The sequence below is a fragment of the Erythrobacter sp. genome, assembly GCF_024305245.1.
In the GTDB taxonomy this organism is placed as follows: Bacteria; Pseudomonadota; Alphaproteobacteria; order Sphingomonadales; family Sphingomonadaceae; genus Erythrobacter.
This window is the reverse complement of record NZ_JAMWYX010000008.1, coordinates 88,658-104,885: the sequence shown is the minus strand read 5'-3', so window position 1 is coordinate 104,885 and position 16,228 is coordinate 88,658. Positions and strand designations below refer to the sequence as shown.

Sequence of the window (16,228 nt, the reverse complement as noted above, 5' to 3'; positions counted from 1 at the left end):
CGCTTACCCGCCGCTGGTGATGCGCCGCTCGCACGGACCGAGAGCGTCGATCACGAAGGCATAATCGCCCGCCGCCAGCCGCCGCGCCTCCGGTTCGCGCGCCAGATTGGCGCTGCTCGGCAGTTGTGCAGGCAGCGAACAAGCGAGGCGATACCAGCGCAGGGTTTCGGGTGCCGGAGGGCGCGCGGCGGAATCAATGATCTCCCCCCACGAAACGCCCCACTGCACCTGCTGGCCGGGTCGCCGCAGCACAGTGATTGAAATCGGAGAGCGATCTTCGGTCGACAGGAACACCTGCGTCTCCGATTCGCCGGTCAATGTGCCCTGCACGGCCAGCGCATCGCTGATCCCGGTGACGCGCGGCGCCACGTCGGGCGCATATAGTTCGGTCAGGATCGGGCGCAGCTGCGCTTCGAGTTCGGGGGTGTAGGGCAGCTGGGCATTGGGGTTGACCAGCCGCACCTCGCCCGCGCGGCCCGGCACCGTGTCGGCAAACAGCACCATTTCGCGATTCTTGAGCTTGGGCACCTTGCCTTTGGCATCCAGCGGCACGTCGACCAGATAGGCCAGGCTTTCGCCCACAGCGGCACGTCCGGCGATCAGTGCAACGGTGCGCGCCTGGATATAGAGCCGCGCGAATCCGGGTTCGAGACCGGGCGCACGTTCGGGTTTGAGGGCCGTCTGTCGGCGAATCTGCACCCGGATTACCAGATCGGCAGCTTCCGCAAGGGTCACCAGATCGGCATAAGTCGGTCCCGAAGGCGTACTGGCGGCGGGCGGCGGTGCAATCTGCGCAAGCGCTGGATAAGGGCTCCCGACCAGCGCAGCGGCAACCGCCGATGACACAGCCAGCCTCCTGAAAAGAAAACTTAATTTTCGTTTACTCAATTGCTTCATCACAGCCTTCACCTGCCGTCCTGTTGTCTTCGTTCTAGCAGGGAACATAGGACATTGCGCGCAGTGAATCCGCACTGAACCGATAAAGCGTTTGATTGGGTAGGGGTTGCCCGTTAAAGCCCGAATGCTCGCCGCGCAGGCTTGGGGACACTCCCTGCGCGATGGGCAAGGTTGCGCATTGTCTGGATTGACGCTTTGGCGGTATCCGGTGCAGGGCGTGCCAGTCGGGGTTGGACACTTGCGAAACTCGCACAAGCGCGCTCGCAGTTCGATCCCGGTGTGGGAGGACCGAAATCTACGGGATCTGCCTGTCAGCGTGCTTGGCTGACGGGTGAGGAATTTGCCGGGCCCAGCGTCCGGCCTGAACTTGGAGAGAAAGCGCTGGATGGCCTACGCTGACCAACAAAAAATGAACGGGAGCAAGATTGCCGGCATCATAATTGCCGTGGCAATTAATGTCGGGCTGATTCTTGCTCTTGTCTTCGGGTTGACCATCTCCGCTATCAAGAAGGAGATCGAGCGGGTCACCACGATTGACATCGAGGAACCGCCGCCGCCGCCCGAAGAACCGGATGAGCCGCCGCCAGAACAGCCGCAGGATGTGGCACCGCCGCCTCCGGTTGCTCCGCCGCCACCTATCAACATCGCTCCGGCACCGCCGCCGATTCGAACGCAGCCGACCATTCCGCCGCCGTCACCGCCGGCACTGCGGATTCCGCCGCCTGCTCCGGTCGCGCCGCCTGCGCCGCCGCCCGCGCCATCAAAGGCCCGTGGTGCGCGCACGAAGAACGAACGAAGCTGGGCTGGCCGTATCCAGGAAAACTATCCGGCTCGCGCCTTGCGTGAGGAAGTCGAAGGTACCGTGGGCGTTCGCGTCACCGTCACCGCCGATGGCCGCGCCACCGGTTGTTCGGTCACCGCCTCGAGTGGTTCGAGCATTCTCGATGCGGCTGCGTGTCAGGGGATGGAGCGTTATGCACGGTTCGAACCGGCACTTGATGCTGCCGGAAACCCGACCTCGGATATCTACTCGACGCGGATTACCTATCGTTTGAACTGACGGCTCAATTCGGTCTCGGCCCGGTGGAGAGGCCGCGACCACCAGACAAATTCTTTCAAGAGGACTACTCGCAATGAACCTTATGATTCTCGCCGCTGGTGCCGAAGCCCCCGCAAACAAGTTCGGCTTCGTCGAAGCCATGAAGGAAGGCGGCCCCGTCGCCTGGACCATTCTCGCCGTGATGATCATCATGTCGGTCGGCTCGTTCTACATCCTGTTCACCAAGCTGTTCGAGCAGAACAAGATCATGAAGCAGTACAAGGGCGTTCAGACCGGTTTCTGGCGTGCGGGCAGCCTGCGTGAAGGCGCGACCAAGCTCGAAAAGGACAGCGCATGGCGCCAGCTCGCCGATGACGCGGTCAAGGCCCAGGACGAGCACGGCAAAATGACCGACAGCCTCGAATCGCATGATTACATGCACGGTTCGATGCAGCGGTCGGAAGATTCGATCAACGCGGTGCTGGCCGGCGGTCTGCCGTTCCTCGCATCGGTTGGTGCGACCGCGCCGTTCATCGGTCTGCTCGGTACCGTGATCGGGATCTACCGCGCGCTGATCAACATCGGCATCGCCGGTTCGGCTTCGATCGACAAGGTCGCCGGCCCCGTCGGTGAAGCGCTGATCATGACCGCGATCGGTCTGGTCGTCGCTGTGCCTGCGGTGCTGTCGTTCAACTGGCTGCAGTCGCGCAATCGCCGGATCGCCGAGCTGCTGAACAGCTTCTCGACCGACATCCTCGCCTACATCAACTCGAACGGCGCGGTGAAGCCGGCGGTTCACGCGGCTCCGGCTGCCAAGCCCGCTGCGAAGCCGGCCACGGCCACCAAGGCCTGATCGCCAATGCCGGACATGGCAGGAGCAGCCTTCACGGGCGCTCCTGCCGGTCCTCCGGCCAATATCCTGCCGCGGCAGGATACGGCGCCGGGATGCCTCAGGGCAAAATCTCAAGTCAATGTTTTGACAAGGTAGGAATTCACAATGGCGATTTCGACGGGAGGCGGGGAAACCCCGATGTCCGACATCAACACCACGCCGCTGGTGGACGTGATGCTGGTGCTCCTGATCATCTTCCTCATCGCAGTGCCCGTGGCGATCCAGACGATCGAGAAGCTGGAAATTCCGGTGTTCGAATCGGTCGAATCCAAGGACAAGGTGGAAAACCTGCTGCTTACGATCAGCACCACCGATGCCGCAGGGCGCAGCGCCGGGGAACCGGGCTTCGAAGGCGCGTCGCGCTCGGGCGAATGCCGGGTCTACTTCAACAATATCACTCCGGTGACGTCGGAAGAATTGTATGATCAGGCGTTCAACCGGCTCGACAATATCGTGACCCGCGCAGGCGGACCCGAAGCGATCATGGCGGAACCCGATCTGATCCCGCAGGTGCACATCCGCGGCGACGTCAACGCGCCGTGGCGCTGCGTGGCAGGCGCAATCTACAACGTGCAGGCGGCCGGCTATCCGACGGTCGGGTTCATCTCGAACCCGGTCGATCCGAACGGCTGATCCGGCTTCAAGCGATTTAAGGAGTAACTGACATGGGTATGGCCGGAGGCAAACTCGACGGTGAGCCGATGCTCGACATGAACATGACGCCGCTGATCGACGTTCTGCTCGTTCTGCTGATCATGTTCATCATTACCATCCCGGTGGCGACCCACTCGGTCGATATCGATCTTCCGCAGGGCAACCCGCCGCCGACGGATATCGAGATCGATCCGATCAAGAACAAGCTGGTCCTGACCGCAGCCGACCAGATCCTCTGGAACGGTACCCCGGTAACCGAAGGCCAACTGATAACCCTGCTTGGCGAGACGACCAGCATGGCGACCGAGCCCGAACTGCAGTTCGAGCCCGAAGCACTCGCCAGCTATGATATCTCGGCCAAGGTGCTGCAGGACATCAAGCTGTCGGGTGTGACCAAGTTCGGCTTTGTCGGTAACGAGAAGTACCGCCAGTTCGCCAAGTAAGCGACGCGTGCACCTCCGGGTGCCGCGAGAGTAGTCCAGAAGGGGCGTTGCGAGCAATCGCAGCGCCCCTTTCTCGTTGAGGCAGGCAATGTTTCTGCTGTCGCAGAGCTTCGCTTCCACGTGAAACATTTGTGGAACATCGGCAGTCTTCGGTAAAATTCCCGACGCTTGCCAAATGCCGATGCACGCCATATTTTTGCACGAATGCGGTGGTTTACACTTGTTGCCCTGCTGGCGCTCCCCGCCCCAACATGGGCGCAGCCCTCCTCTGTGCAGGATGATGCGGGCGCGAGTTGGACGTTGCCCGATCCTCAACAACAGAATTTGACGCTCATGTTTGAATGGCCAGACGGCACAGCCCGACCGTCGCCTGTCGATCTTTCGCGGGGCATCATCCTCGTCAAAGGCAGTGTGAACGGCAAAGCCGGCTGGATTATTGTCGATACCGGGACGAACAGGACGATCGTCAACACCGCGTTCCTGCGGCGGATCGGCACCGGGATTGATGAATCCGATGCCCGCGTTGAAACAGGGCTGACTTTATCCGGTGCGGGGACGGCCAAGGGCGCCGAGTTCGCCGTCACGGATCAGTTCCGTTTTAACGCCGACCTGAATGCGGTCGATCTCTCTGCAATTGAACAGCAACTTGGCCGCCCGGTCGCAGGAATTCTAGGCCTCGATCTTCTGGAAAATATCGCTTTCGTCGTCAGTCGTCGGCGCGACGGCATTATGTTCGCCAAATCGGGTGCGATCAATTCGAGCAGGACGACCGCGCAACGCTTCACAGTCGCCAAGGGCATTGTCGCCGCAGCCGTCGATGGTTCGCCTGTGCGCCTGAAGCTCGACACCGGCTCGAATGATGAATTGTCTCTCAACCCGTCGATCTGGGATACGCTGGCCGATCCTGATGCCAAGACCACGCCAACCACCTTGACCGATGCGTTCGGTACAGTGCTTCAGATCAAGTCCATCGACGACGTCAGATTGGCAATCGGCAAATATTCCAGAACCTTGCCAGCTACGCGCCGACCGACCCCCGATGCGCAGGCCGATGGGTTGCTGGGGTTTGCCTTTTTCGGAAGCGGTTCGATTTTGTTCGATCTCGGCTGGAATCTGATTGTCTACCTTCCGGACTAATCCCCCTCAACCGGCGGATCAGGCCGCATCGCCGCGGCAATCAGCCCCTCCGCCTCCAGCAGCAATTCATCATCCACCGCGCCTTGCGGCACCGCCTCGCGCCCGATCATCGTCATCACCGGCACCGCCAGCGGCGACACGCGGTCGAGCGTTACGTGCACCAGCTCGCGCTCCGACCGTTCGAGCAAATCCGCCAACCGCCCCACGTCCGTCATCCGCGCCCGCGCATCGGCCCATGCCGCTTCCAGCAGCACGTGATCGGGCTCGTACTTCTTGAGCACATCGTAGATCAGGTCGGTCGAGAAGGTGACCTGCTTGCCGGTCTTCTTCTGGCCGGGATGCTGGCGCTCCACCAAGCCGCTGATTACGGCTACTTCACGGAACGCGCGGCGCAGCAGGTGGCTTTCGGTGACCCACTCGACGAATTCGTCGGTCAGGATATCGGGTGAGAGCAGCGGCGCGGGGTTCTCGACGGGCTTCAAACCCCACACTGCCAGGCAGTAATCATTCGCCACGAACCCGCCCGGCAGCAGCCCGCGATCCTCCATCCGCCGGGTGATCAGCATTCCCAACGACTGGTTCGCGTTCCACCCTTCGAAGGTGTAATAAGCGGTGTAGTGCTTGCCGCCATGCGGGAAGCTTTCGGCCAGCAATTCCCCCGGAGCAGGCAGGCGGCTGCGGTAGTCCTGCATTTCGAGCCATTCGCGCACATCATCGGGAAACCGCCCCCACCCGGCGCGGTCGGCCAGCAGACCCTGCACCCGAGTGGCCAGATGCGTGGTCAGCGGCAGCCGCAGCCCGCCATAGGAGGGGATGGTGGCTGATTTCTTGGCCGCGCGGACGATCACGTCCATGTCCTTCACACCCTCGACCTCCAGGCTCATGCCCGCGAAGAAGAACGTGTCGCCGGGGGAGAGCTGCGCGGCAAACCGCTCCTCGACCTTGCCCAGACTGCGGCCATTCTTGAACCGCACCATCAGCATTTCGGAATCGACGATGATCCCGGCATTCATCCGGTGGCGCTGCGCCTGACTGGGGTGGGCGAGCCGCCACACGCCCGCCTTGTCACGCACGATCCGCTGGAACCGGTCATAGGCCTTGAGCGCATAGCCGCCATTCGACACGAAGCTCAGCACGCGGACAAAGGTGGCTTCATCCAGCCAGCTATAGGAGAGCGCAACGCGCACCTCGGCCAGCAACGCGCCCTCATCGAATGGCCCAGCGCAGGCGCAGGCCATGATGTGTTGGGCGAGCACGTCGAGCCCGCCGGGCCGGAACGCCTCGCCATCGCGCTGGCCTTCGTCGACCGCCTGCTTGGCGGCCAGAGCTTCGAGGAATTCGAAGCGGTTGCCCGGCACCAACACCGCACGGCTGGGGGTGTCGAGCCGGTGGCCCGCGCGCCCGATGCGTTGCAGCAGGCGCGACGATCCCTTGGGTGCGCCCATCTGCACGACGAGATCGATGTCGCCCCAGTCGATGCCGAGATCGAGGCTCGCGGTGCACACCAGCGCGCGCAATTCGCCACGCGCCATCGCTTCTTCGACCTTGCGGCGGGCTTCGACCGACAAGCTGCCGTGGTGGATGCCGATGGGGAGGTGATCCTCGTTTGCCTCCCACAGGCACTGGAAGATGAACTCGGCCAGAAATCGCGTGTTGGTGAAGACCAGCGTGGTGCGGTTGGCCTTGATCGCTTGCATCAGCTGCGGCACCGCCCAGCGCCCGGCGTGCCCGCCCCACGGGATGCGTTCCTCGATCGGCAGCAGGATTTCCACCTCGGGATCCGCGCCGGGTTCACCCAGCACCAGATCGGCGGCGGCGATTTCACCTGTGTCGGTTGCGTGTTGGGGGGCGAGCCATTCCTGAAACGCCAGCGGATTGGCGAGTGTTGCCGACAGCGCCACCCGCTGCGCCTGTGGGGCAAGCGCGTGCAACCGGGCAAGGCTCAGCGCCAGCAGATCGCCGCGCTTGTCGGTGGCGAAGGCGTGAACCTCATCGATCACGATCCGTTCCAGCCCCGCGAACAGAGCGGCGCTTTCGGGATAGGACAGCAGCAGCGAGAGCGATTCCGGCGTCGTCAGCAGCACATGCGGCGGCCTTTCGCGCTGGCGTTTCTTGCGGTCCGACGGGGTATCGCCGCTGCGGGTCTCCACCCGGATCGGCAACCCGATCTCCTCGATCGGCGCGAGCAGATTGCGCTTCACATCCTGCGCCAGCGCCTTCAGCGGAGAGACGTAAAGCGTGTGGAGATCGTCCGGCGCCGCCGCCCCGCCGGACGGCGCAAAATCGCATAGGGTCGGCAGAAACCCCGCGAGCGTCTTGCCCGCGCCGGTATCGGCCACCAGCAAGGCATCGCGGCCGCTGCGCGCCTTGGCCAGCATTTCCCACTGATGCCGCCGCACCCGCCAGCCGCGTGCATCGAACCACGCGGCGATTTCGGGCGGGAGGGTTGCGGCGGGATCAGGTGCGGTCACTTCGGGGATGTGGCGGCTTACCGGCGCTTGGGCAAGCGGCGGATCAGTAACCTTCGCTGGTCCGCGCCGCCGGATCGCGCACGCTCGCCGCCAGATCGGCTTCGGCCACGCCCAGCACCGCAGCCATCCGCGCCTGCTGCGCCGAGGTCAGATCGGTCCAGGTGTTTTCGGGCGGCAGCTCGGCCATGCGCGCTTCCAGCCGGGTGACGATATCGCCCATGCTGCCCATCATCGCGGGCAGCGCCTGCATGCTGGCACCCATGACCTGCGGATCGGCCATGAGCTTCATGCTTTCGCTGGCATAGAGCCTGCCGGTCGGCGTGCCGAAGAAGGCGCCGATATCGGCCAGCTGCGCCTCGTCGAAGCGCGCGGCATAGGCTTTGGTCATGCCTTCGCGGAACAGCGGTTCGATCGCGACCGCGGCTTCGTCCATCACGCCGCGCATCATCTCGCCCATCACCTCCCCGCGCTGGGCAAAGCCAGGATCGAGCAAGGTCGCCAGTTCGATCCGCTGTTCCGGGGCCAACTGCTCCAGCGTCTCGGGCGCCAGCGCCAGGCGCGATTGCAGCACCATCATGGCGCCGGTTTCGCCGCTGAACATCCCCATCATGGGCGAGAACATGCCGTCGATCATCTCGCCCATCATCTCGGTGTAGAAGCCTTCGGGCATCATGGTTGCCACCAGCGCCCCTGCAGCGGGCAGGCGCGCTTCCTGCTGCGGGGTGAGCGGTTCGGCCTGGAACATGCCGGCGAGCATCTCCATCACCTGATCCATCTGCGCGGCATCGGTAGCCGGTGCGGCCTCCTGCGCGGCGAGCGGCTGCGGGGTCAGCGCAAGTGCGGCAAGCCCGGCGGTGGCGGCAAGAATACGGTGACGAATCATGGTGATGCTCCCCCTGTTTGCAGCCTTAATGCCCCACGCTTTCGCCGCGTTCCAGCCCCGACAGGCCCAGCTGTTCGTCGATCAGCGCAAGCAAGCGGTCGAGCCCTTCCTGGGTATCGCTTTCCGCGCGCGCCACCAGCACGTCCTGCGTGTTCGAGGCGCGCAGCAGCCACCAGCCGTCGGCTGTGTTGACCCGCACCCCGTCGGTGGCGTTGACTTCCTCGACGCCGGGACCGGGGTTGGTGGTCAGCCGCTCGGTGATTTCGGCCATCGCGGCGAACTTGCGGGCTTCATCCACCTGAAACCGCATTTCGGGCGTATTGAGCATCGGCGGGATCGCGCTGCGCAATTCGGTAACAGTTTTGCCCAGCCGCGCCGCCGCCGCCAGCAGGCGCACACCGGCATAAAGCGCATCGTCGAAGCCGTAATAATCATCGGCGAAGAACACGTGCCCGCTCATCTCGCCCGCCAGCGGGGCGCCGGTTTCCTTCATTTTGGACTTGATCAGCGAATGACCGGTCTTCCACATCAACGGCTGCCCGCCCAGCTCCGCCACCCGGTCGAACAGGGCACGGCTGGCCTTCACATCGGCGATAATCGTCGATCCCGGGCGGGTTTTGAGCAGATCCTCGGCATAGATCATCAGCAATTGATCGCCCCAGATCACCCGGCCCTCGCCATCGATCGCGCCGATCCGGTCGCCGTCGCCATCGAAAGCCACTCCGAAATCGAGCTGCTTGTCCGCGACGAGGCGGCGCAAATCGGCAAGGTTCGCTTCCACGGTTGGATCAGGATGGTGGTTGGGAAAATGTCCGTCGACTTCGGTAAACAGCAGATGGTGTTCCCCCGGCAACCGGGCGGCCAGCGCCTCGAGCGCGGGGCCGGCCGATCCATTTCCGGCATCCCAGCCGACCCGCAGGGTTTCGAGCTTGCCGGGATCGATTCCGGCCAATCCCTGGAGCAGGCGCTCGACATACTCGCCCATGACGTCGCGCACGGTGATGTCGCCCGTGCCGCTGGCGAACGCCCCGTCTGCTGCCAGTTTCCCGAGCTTCTGGATATCGGCGCCGAAGAACGGCCGACCCATAAATACCATCTTGAAGCCATTGTAATTGGGGGGATTGTGGCTGCCAGTTATCTGAATGCCGCCGTCCACCTGTTCGGCTGACGCTTCGGCATAATACAGCATCGGGGTCGCGCTCAGGCCGATCCGCACGACATCGCAGCCGCTCGCGGTCAGCCCTTCGATCAATGCGTGTTCGAGCATCGGCGAACTCACCCGCCCATCGTAGCCCACCGCCACCGTGGAGCCGCCCGCGTCGCGCAGTAGCGTGCCGAAAGCGCGGCCGATCGCGCGCGCATCATCGGCGCCCAGCGTTTCGCCGATAACCCCGCGAATGTCGTATTCGCGCAGCACGGATGGGTGGAACTGGTGTTGCATGACGAAAACTTCTCCTTGCCGCATTATGTGCGATCCGATGGGAACAGGTGCGCGATGCAGGATTTACCCGCCATCGTCCGTATAACGGGTTACGATGCGCGAACATTCCCGCCACATTTCTATCGTGCCTGCCACTTGCGGACAAACCCCTGCCGCGCGATTGTGTCAATCCCGCGATGGCGCCGAGAGTGCCGCTAACCGCCCGTTCCGTCGCGCAGCCCGGGCATCTCGCCGAGCAGCAGATCGCGGGCCGCATTCGCCTCCTGCATCGCCTGATGGGAGCCGCCGCGATCGGGATGAACCATCGCGGTGAGCCTACGGTGCGCGGCGATCACCTCATCCCGGCTGGCCCCGGCTTGCACCCCGAGCAGGCTGCGCGCCTGCTTCAGTTCTGCGGCGCGCGGGGATTGGCTGCGCAGATAATCCCACGGCCACTTGCCCAGCGCCCAGCGGCAGGCAATGCATGCCAGCGCGACGAGGATGATGATCCGCAACACCCGATCAGGCCACTTCGAGCTGGTTATCGGCGCGCGCGAAATCCGGCAGATTCAGCGCCTTGATCAGCGCCCGCAATTCCTGCCGCGCAACTAGATGGCTGGTGCCGAGCTCGCCCAGATGCCCCTTGTCGAGCAAGGTCAGCCCCGAGGGGAACAGTTCGCGATAGATCACGCGTTCGGAAAGCCCCTGCGTCACGCGGAAACCGACCCGCTTGGCCATTTCGGTGAGCGCCTTCTGCAAGCGCGCCATATTGCGCGCTTCGACATGGCCGGTGCGGTTTCTGACCACGATCCAGTCCATTTCCGGGCGTTGCTGCTCGATCGTCATACGGCTGCGCTTCAATCGCGCTTCCCAGATCAGTTCGGCGAAGAACGACAATTTCCGCACCTTGAACGTCTCGGCATCGACCTGACCGATCAGATCGAAATCGACGAAGCTGTCATTCATCGGCGTCACCAGCGTATCGGCATTCTCCACCGCGATGCGCGCGAACGGATCATCGCGCCCGGGATTGTCGATGATCAGGAAATCGCAGGTCGCCTCAAGCCGCGAGATCGTGGCGAGCAGTTCTTCGGGCGTTTCCCCGCGAAACACCTCGCAGTCGGGGGTCGGCAGGGTCAGCTGCCGCTTTTCCAGCGTGGCAAGGCGGTTTTCGATATAGCGGTGCATGGTGCGCTGGCGCGGATCGAGATCGAGCGATGCGACGCGCGCGCCCAAATAGGACAACGCCACCGCGACGTGCACCGCGGTGGTCGATTTGCCGGTCCCGCCCTTTTCGTTGGCGAAAACAATGCGATGGGCCTTGCCGGGGATCCGCCGTGAAGGCGCGATGGTGGCCATGATCTTTCAATACCTCTTGTTCTTGCACCGCCGCGCTTGCTGCCCCGCTTCAAAAAGCGCCGGGCTGCGGCTAGGGCTGCGCGTGGTTCTATCGGCAGGGGACAAGCCGTGCAAATTGCGAAGACGCGCGATGTGTTGAGAAATGCGGTAGATGCGCTCCGGCCGCAAGGCGCGGGCCGGATCGCGCTGGTGCCGACGATGGGCGCGCTGCACGAAGGCCACCTCACACTGGTGCGCCGCGCCCGCGAGCAGGCCGATCACGTGGTCGCATCGATCTTCGTCAATCCGAAGCAGTTCGGCGCGAACGAGGATCTGGGTGCCTATCCGCGGCAGTTGGCGGCCGACGCGGCGATGCTGGAGGCCGAAGGCTGCGCGCTGCTGTGGGCGCCGACGGTGGAGGAGATGTACCCGCCGAGCTTCGTCACCAATGTCAGCGTTGCCGGTGTGAGCGACGGGCTGTGCGGCGCAGCCCGGCCCGGCCATTTCGATGGTGTGGCAACGGTGGTGTGCAAGCTGTTCAACCAGGTCCAGCCCGATATCGCGCTGTTCGGCGAAAAGGATTTCCAGCAGCTCGCCATAATCCGGGCAATGGCGCGCGATCTCGACCTCATCCGTCCGCATGTCGACGCGATCATCGGCGTTCCGACCGTGCGCGAAGCGGATGGCTTGGCCATGAGCAGCCGCAACCGCTACCTTTCGCCCGAGCAGCGCGAACAGGCCGCCGCCCTGCCCCGCGCGATGCGCACGGCGATCGCAGGTCTGGAGAGCGGCGCGCCGGTCGCCGATACCCTCGCAGCGCTGGAAGCAGACGTGGTCGCGGCAGGTTTTGCCAGCGTCGATTACGCGGTGCTCGCCGACGCAGCGTCGCTCACCCCGTTATCCGCACTCGGCGCAGGCCCCGCCCGCCTGCTGGTCGCAGGGCGGATAGGAGGCACGCGGCTGATCGACAACATGGCAGTAAATGGCTCGCAGGGGTAACAAAGCGTACTGGCCGCACGATTTCCCACGCAAGAATCGTTGACGCGCGCCCTTCCCTGATGGCATTGGCGCGGCAGGAGCCATGCGGGTATAGCTTAGTGGTAAAGCTCCAGCCTTCCAAGCTGGCTATGCGGGTTCGATTCCCGCTACCCGCTCCACAATTCCCGAAAAGCCGCAGAAAACCGCCAATCCGGAGGCGGCATGCGCACGTATTCCCCCAGAGCTTCTCACATAGCATCTCACACGGCTGGACGTAACGGTTCGGCCTCCGCGCGAATTTGTTCGGCGAACGCGTTCGCCGGAAGGGGGCGCTGATTCCATGCGCCAGCAAAGCTATCTCGTCCGCAAAGGCGCCAGGTATCATTTTCGAAGGCGCATTAGGCATCAAGCAACCTCCCGACCTATAAGCATTTCATTGGGAACAGCCGACCCTGAAAAGGCGCGATGCCTTGCCCGGCGGCTGGCCGTTGAATGGGATGAAGTGGAGATGACGATCGAGACAGTCGCGCAGCGTCAGAACCTCACGGTCGACGAGCAGCGCGCCATATATCGTGCAGCGCTTGAAAAAGTGATCGGCTTGGCGATCGGAGATCTGGTTGCGCCCAAGAAGTATCGCGGCGACGAGCCTGGGATGGAGCGGATTATGGCAGGATACTATGCCGCTCTGCTTCGGGTGCGGGCCGATGCGGAAGAAGTGCCGGACGAGATCGTCGACGCTGCTATGCGCGATGAATGGAATGATAAGGAGCGCCACCTGGTCAGGAAAATGCTTGCGGCCTTCGGCATTCCGGACGAGGCCCGTTCATCCGCAGGCGAGGCGGCACTCAGGGAAATCGGGGCCCCGATTAGCGAAAGCACAATTCATCAGGCGCGGGCGAATGTTTTACGCGGCATGATGGAAGCGCATAAGCGTGCTGAGCTGTTCAATCATCCGCTGATCGCGGCAGTCGGTGATCCATTCGCTGCCCTGCTCGATGACAGCCTGGTGCTGGAGGCACGAAGGGCGCAATTGGCGGAAGCCGGCCGGCAGGTCACGTCAACTGCACCGGCTGCCGATCAAATTGCCGAGCAAGCTCCTACCAGTCTGTTGTTTGCCCGCGACACGGAAATCCGCTTTAGCGAACAGATCGACGATCTGGTCGGGAAGATGTTTGCCGATAACAAATGGAAGCCTGACGACGGCCGAACAAAGCATATGCTCGAGGCTTTCGCTTGGCTGACCGGCGATAAGAAAATGTCGGATTATGAGCCCGAAGATGCAGATGAGTTCGTCCGCAGGATGTCGCGCATCCCGCTCGGGTTCAAATGGGGCAAATTAAATGCCTCGGGTGGCATGGCGGTCCCATTTAGCTTGTCGGACTTCCCAGAGGTGCAGGGCAAGGATCGCCGAGCTGATCGCACCATTAACAGCTACCTGACCAAGATGGAGGCAGCGGCCAAGATCCTGAGAAAGTCGCATTGGTTGCCCAAGCAGGGCTTCGGGCAAATTATGGATTTCAAGGACCCTCGGAAGAAAATCGAGGGCGATCCAAGCGAACCAGAACGGGTGCCGTTGACCGAGGAGAACCTGCGGACACTTTATGGTCTTCCTTTATGGCAAGGGGGCGGAGGTGCACTTAAGCGGTTGCATATTGTCGAAAAGCCGGTGGTCTACCAGGACGCGGCCTACTGGGTGCCCCTTCTTGGGACTTACGCCGGTATGTCGCGCGAAGAAGCCTGTGGGCTCGAACTAATTGATGTTGAGGTCGAAGTCGAAACCCCATACATCCTTGTCCGTGAGAACATGACCAAGACCAAAGACGGTGTCACACCCGCTGGGCTAAAGAGGAAATCGCGCCGACGCGCTCTCCCTCTGCACTCTGAAATTCTGCGGCTAGGCTTCGCGGACTACGTTATGGCAGTCCGAGGTGAGGGACGAGAGAGTCTATTTCTGGAATTGTATAGCAAGCAACAGACCAGCGGGGACTACAAGCGCTGGGGCAAGCCTGGCGGGCCGCAGTTTTACGCAAGGGCGTGGCGGGGCATGATTGATGCCTGTCACTCGATCTTGCCCCTTCCCATGACATCGGGCGGCAAACATGCAGACTACCACTCGCAACGAACCTTTCACTACAGCGCTATGGCTTCGGAAGGCGTCAGCGAAGCTCTTCTCGCCCGCCACATTGGGCATAGCGCACGAACAACCGGGGGCAAAAATTATAATCGAAGGGCGCTGGCTTTAGGCGAAAAAAGAGAATTGGCCGAGCGCCTTGAGGTGCTAGAGCGAGAGGTTCCAAACGTGACCGGACATGTGCCGGCGCCTAGCAAGGTCAATCTGCTGCACATAAACAATCGGTCTCGGGTCGGATCGGCAAAAGGGCGCGACGCATCGCTTTACTTCCTTTGGGGTGAGGATGCGATCTTGGCCGACAAGCGATGCAAGGCAGAAATGAGGAAGGCGGCGAGGGGGACGAAGTGAACGAAGCCGGCAGCATTCGTGCAAGAATGTGATTAACTATCCCAAGCAGCTATTGAGGCAGAGGACGTCCGGGACCGTCAAAGTGATCATCACGAGACAGACCTGCCCCGCTCAATCGCACGCTGCTCCGCTTTTGACAGCGTTTTTTGTATGTTCTGGACGAACACGTTCGGCCGCCACCCTCCAAATAATTTCTCCACGATGAAGGTATCTATCGCAGATGCGATTAGGCCTGTGCCAGAACCCAACGCTGCATCTGCGACCAGCCCAGCGCCATTGAAGAACGTAAAGCGAGCGAGGCTGGCCGGCAAACTCTTGAGTATCGTATCCTTGGTAACAGCGCGGTGATACTCATGAATTAAGTCGGCATCGGGCGCGAGACCAGTCGTCCATCCTCGAAATCTCCGGGATTGATCAACGACCTTAAGTGCCTCAGCGAAACTGATCAGGCCATCGTTCACTGCATCGGCGAATCCATGGGCATCTTCGAAAACCATTTCTTCGAAGGCGCTGATTTGAGAGCTACTATTTAGCGACCGCTGCAAACTAAGATCGACGCGGGCACTAGCTATCTCGGAAATGTCGGGCGATGTCACGATGTCCGCGCTGTGGGCGTTAGATAGGTATAGATCAATCGCATAATCCTGAACGCTACCTAGGATCGTCCCCCAGTTTTCAGTCGGGTTCCAACCTAGGACCATCTGTTCTAACGGGATCGAGCTTGCGATCATGAATTCTTCGCCGAGCTCAAAAACGTCAATTTGCGCTAGATTGAGCGCTGCCTCATTGACCGACTTCTGGTTCTTGACTGCCCAACCGCGCACAAAGAGCTTGAGAGTAGCGGGGTCCTTGATCAGCGAGACCAGCCTCTGTCGACTTTCGTGTTCGCCGCCAAGCATCTTTGCATAGCGGGAGCGTTTCGTCATTCTCAGCAGCTTATTGATTTGGGCACGGGTGCCGTCCGGACGGTTAGGAAGGCCTGCTATTACATGGAGTAACGTGCCAGCATCGTCCTTGTCATGAATCATTTTACCGTCACGGCCAGCAAATTTTATAGCCACGGGACGGTGTGTTACGAAAGCTGGCCCTATCTCATTTTTGATCCCGAGCATCTCGGGTGTAAGCGTCGTTGTGATTGTTGGGTGGCCGAGTAGCGCGGCAAGGTCATCGGGCCCTAAGATATCCCAGAGCCCTGAGAACATTTGTCCGCTCATCATCAGATGGACGCGATCATAATACAGCATGGCTTCGAGGATTCGGCCGAGGTTTTGCCCTAGGCCGCAAATGCCTGGACGATGGATGATCGACAACTCGAGCAAATTACCTCCTATCCAACCACCAGCTGGGTCGAAGCGTGGGAAATAGTCGCAAGCATTCCGATGCTTGAAGGCGCTTTGGGCGCTCTCGTCAATCTCCTGCGGGAAGTCCTTCCGTGCGATATTGCGGCAAGGTTGGATAGCTCATCGGAATGACGGCCACCTGTTCGAGACCGGCCAACTCAAGCTCGTTGATGGCCCTCGTGTGATTTCATAGGCGCTACAGACAGGCCGGAATTACCGGGATTTAGATCGCTATCCTTCTTGGCCCGCGCCGCAAA

General features: G+C 61.8%; 14 protein-coding genes and 1 tRNA gene. 8 read left to right on the top strand and 7 right to left on the bottom strand.

What is annotated here, in order from left to right:
- Positions 1–3: 3 nt before the first annotated feature.
- Positions 4–846 carry a hypothetical protein gene (locus Q0L48_RS12005; protein WP_296721306.1) on the bottom strand — a complete coding sequence of 281 codons (843 nt, stop codon included), beginning with the start codon at positions 844–846 and terminating at the stop codon, positions 4–6.
- A gap of 460 nt (positions 847–1,306) precedes the next feature.
- Here Q0L48_RS12005 and Q0L48_RS12000 point away from each other — a divergent pair, with 460 nt between their 5' ends.
- The 5 genes from Q0L48_RS12000 to Q0L48_RS11980 all read left to right on the top strand — a co-directional run bounded on the left by Q0L48_RS12000 (position 1,307) and on the right by Q0L48_RS11980 (position 5,062).
- The gene (locus Q0L48_RS12000) at positions 1,307–1,957 is read left to right on the top strand and encodes an energy transducer TonB (RefSeq protein WP_296721304.1); all 651 of its coding nucleotides are present in this window, start codon (positions 1,307–1,309) and stop codon (positions 1,955–1,957) included.
- 73 nt (positions 1,958–2,030) lie between these two features.
- Entirely contained in the window at positions 2,031–2,789 is a 759-nt protein-coding gene (locus tag Q0L48_RS11995) for a MotA/TolQ/ExbB proton channel family protein (RefSeq protein ID WP_296721303.1), read from the top strand.
- 144 nt (positions 2,790–2,933) lie between these two features.
- Complete coding sequence (locus Q0L48_RS11990; protein ID WP_296721297.1) at positions 2,934–3,461, top strand: biopolymer transporter ExbD; 528 nt, start codon at positions 2,934–2,936, stop codon at positions 3,459–3,461.
- Positions 3,462–3,493: 32 nt separating this feature from the next.
- Positions 3,494–3,925: a biopolymer transporter ExbD gene (locus Q0L48_RS11985; RefSeq protein WP_296721296.1), complete on the top strand. Its 432-nt coding sequence runs from the start codon at positions 3,494–3,496 to the stop codon at positions 3,923–3,925.
- A gap of 168 nt (positions 3,926–4,093) precedes the next feature.
- Complete coding sequence (locus Q0L48_RS11980) at positions 4,094–5,062, top strand: pepsin/retropepsin-like aspartic protease family protein (RefSeq protein ID WP_296721293.1); 969 nt, start codon at positions 4,094–4,096, stop codon at positions 5,060–5,062.
- Here the strand turns inward: Q0L48_RS11980 and Q0L48_RS11975 are convergent.
- The 5 genes from Q0L48_RS11975 to Q0L48_RS11955 form a co-directional block, all read right to left on the bottom strand.
- Positions 5,059–7,533, bottom strand: a complete 2,475-nt coding sequence (locus Q0L48_RS11975) for a ligase-associated DNA damage response DEXH box helicase (protein ID WP_296721292.1) — start codon at positions 7,531–7,533, stop codon at positions 5,059–5,061. The genes Q0L48_RS11980 and Q0L48_RS11975 overlap by 4 nt on opposite strands.
- 43 nt (positions 7,534–7,576) lie before the next feature.
- On the bottom strand, positions 7,577–8,416 hold the full coding sequence (locus Q0L48_RS11970; RefSeq protein WP_296721290.1) for a DUF2059 domain-containing protein: 840 nt from the start codon (positions 8,414–8,416) through the stop codon (positions 7,577–7,579).
- A 25-nt stretch (positions 8,417–8,441) separates the two neighbouring features.
- A complete protein-coding gene (gene pgmG, locus Q0L48_RS11965; protein WP_296721288.1) occupies positions 8,442–9,857 on the bottom strand; it encodes a phosphoglucomutase/phosphomannomutase PgmG in 1,416 nt (471 codons plus the stop codon).
- A 194-nt stretch (positions 9,858–10,051) separates the two neighbouring features.
- On the bottom strand, positions 10,052–10,354 hold the full coding sequence (locus Q0L48_RS11960) for a J domain-containing protein (RefSeq protein ID WP_296721286.1): 303 nt from the start codon (positions 10,352–10,354) through the stop codon (positions 10,052–10,054).
- 4 nt (positions 10,355–10,358) lie between these two features.
- Complete coding sequence (locus Q0L48_RS11955; protein ID WP_296721285.1) at positions 10,359–11,195, bottom strand: division plane positioning ATPase MipZ; 837 nt, start codon at positions 11,193–11,195, stop codon at positions 10,359–10,361.
- Between the two features lie 108 nt (positions 11,196–11,303).
- Here Q0L48_RS11955 and panC point away from each other — a divergent pair, with 108 nt between their 5' ends.
- The 3 genes from panC (at position 11,304) to Q0L48_RS11940 (ending at position 14,631) form a co-directional block, all read left to right on the top strand.
- Positions 11,304–12,173: a pantoate--beta-alanine ligase gene (gene panC, locus Q0L48_RS11950; RefSeq protein WP_296721283.1), complete on the top strand. Its 870-nt coding sequence runs from the start codon at positions 11,304–11,306 to the stop codon at positions 12,171–12,173.
- Positions 12,174–12,257: 84 nt separating this feature from the next.
- Positions 12,258–12,331 (top strand) — tRNA-Gly (locus Q0L48_RS11945).
- A gap of 161 nt (positions 12,332–12,492) precedes the next feature.
- Entirely contained in the window at positions 12,493–14,631 is a 2,139-nt protein-coding gene (locus tag Q0L48_RS11940; protein WP_367274038.1) for a DUF6538 domain-containing protein, read from the top strand.
- An 89-nt stretch (positions 14,632–14,720) separates the two neighbouring features.
- Here the strand turns inward: Q0L48_RS11940 and Q0L48_RS11935 are convergent, their stop codons facing one another.
- Positions 14,721–15,950, bottom strand: coding sequence for a hypothetical protein (locus Q0L48_RS11935; RefSeq protein WP_296721279.1), 1,230 nt, complete (start codon positions 15,948–15,950; stop codon positions 14,721–14,723).
- Between the last annotated feature and the right edge of the window lie 278 nt (positions 15,951–16,228).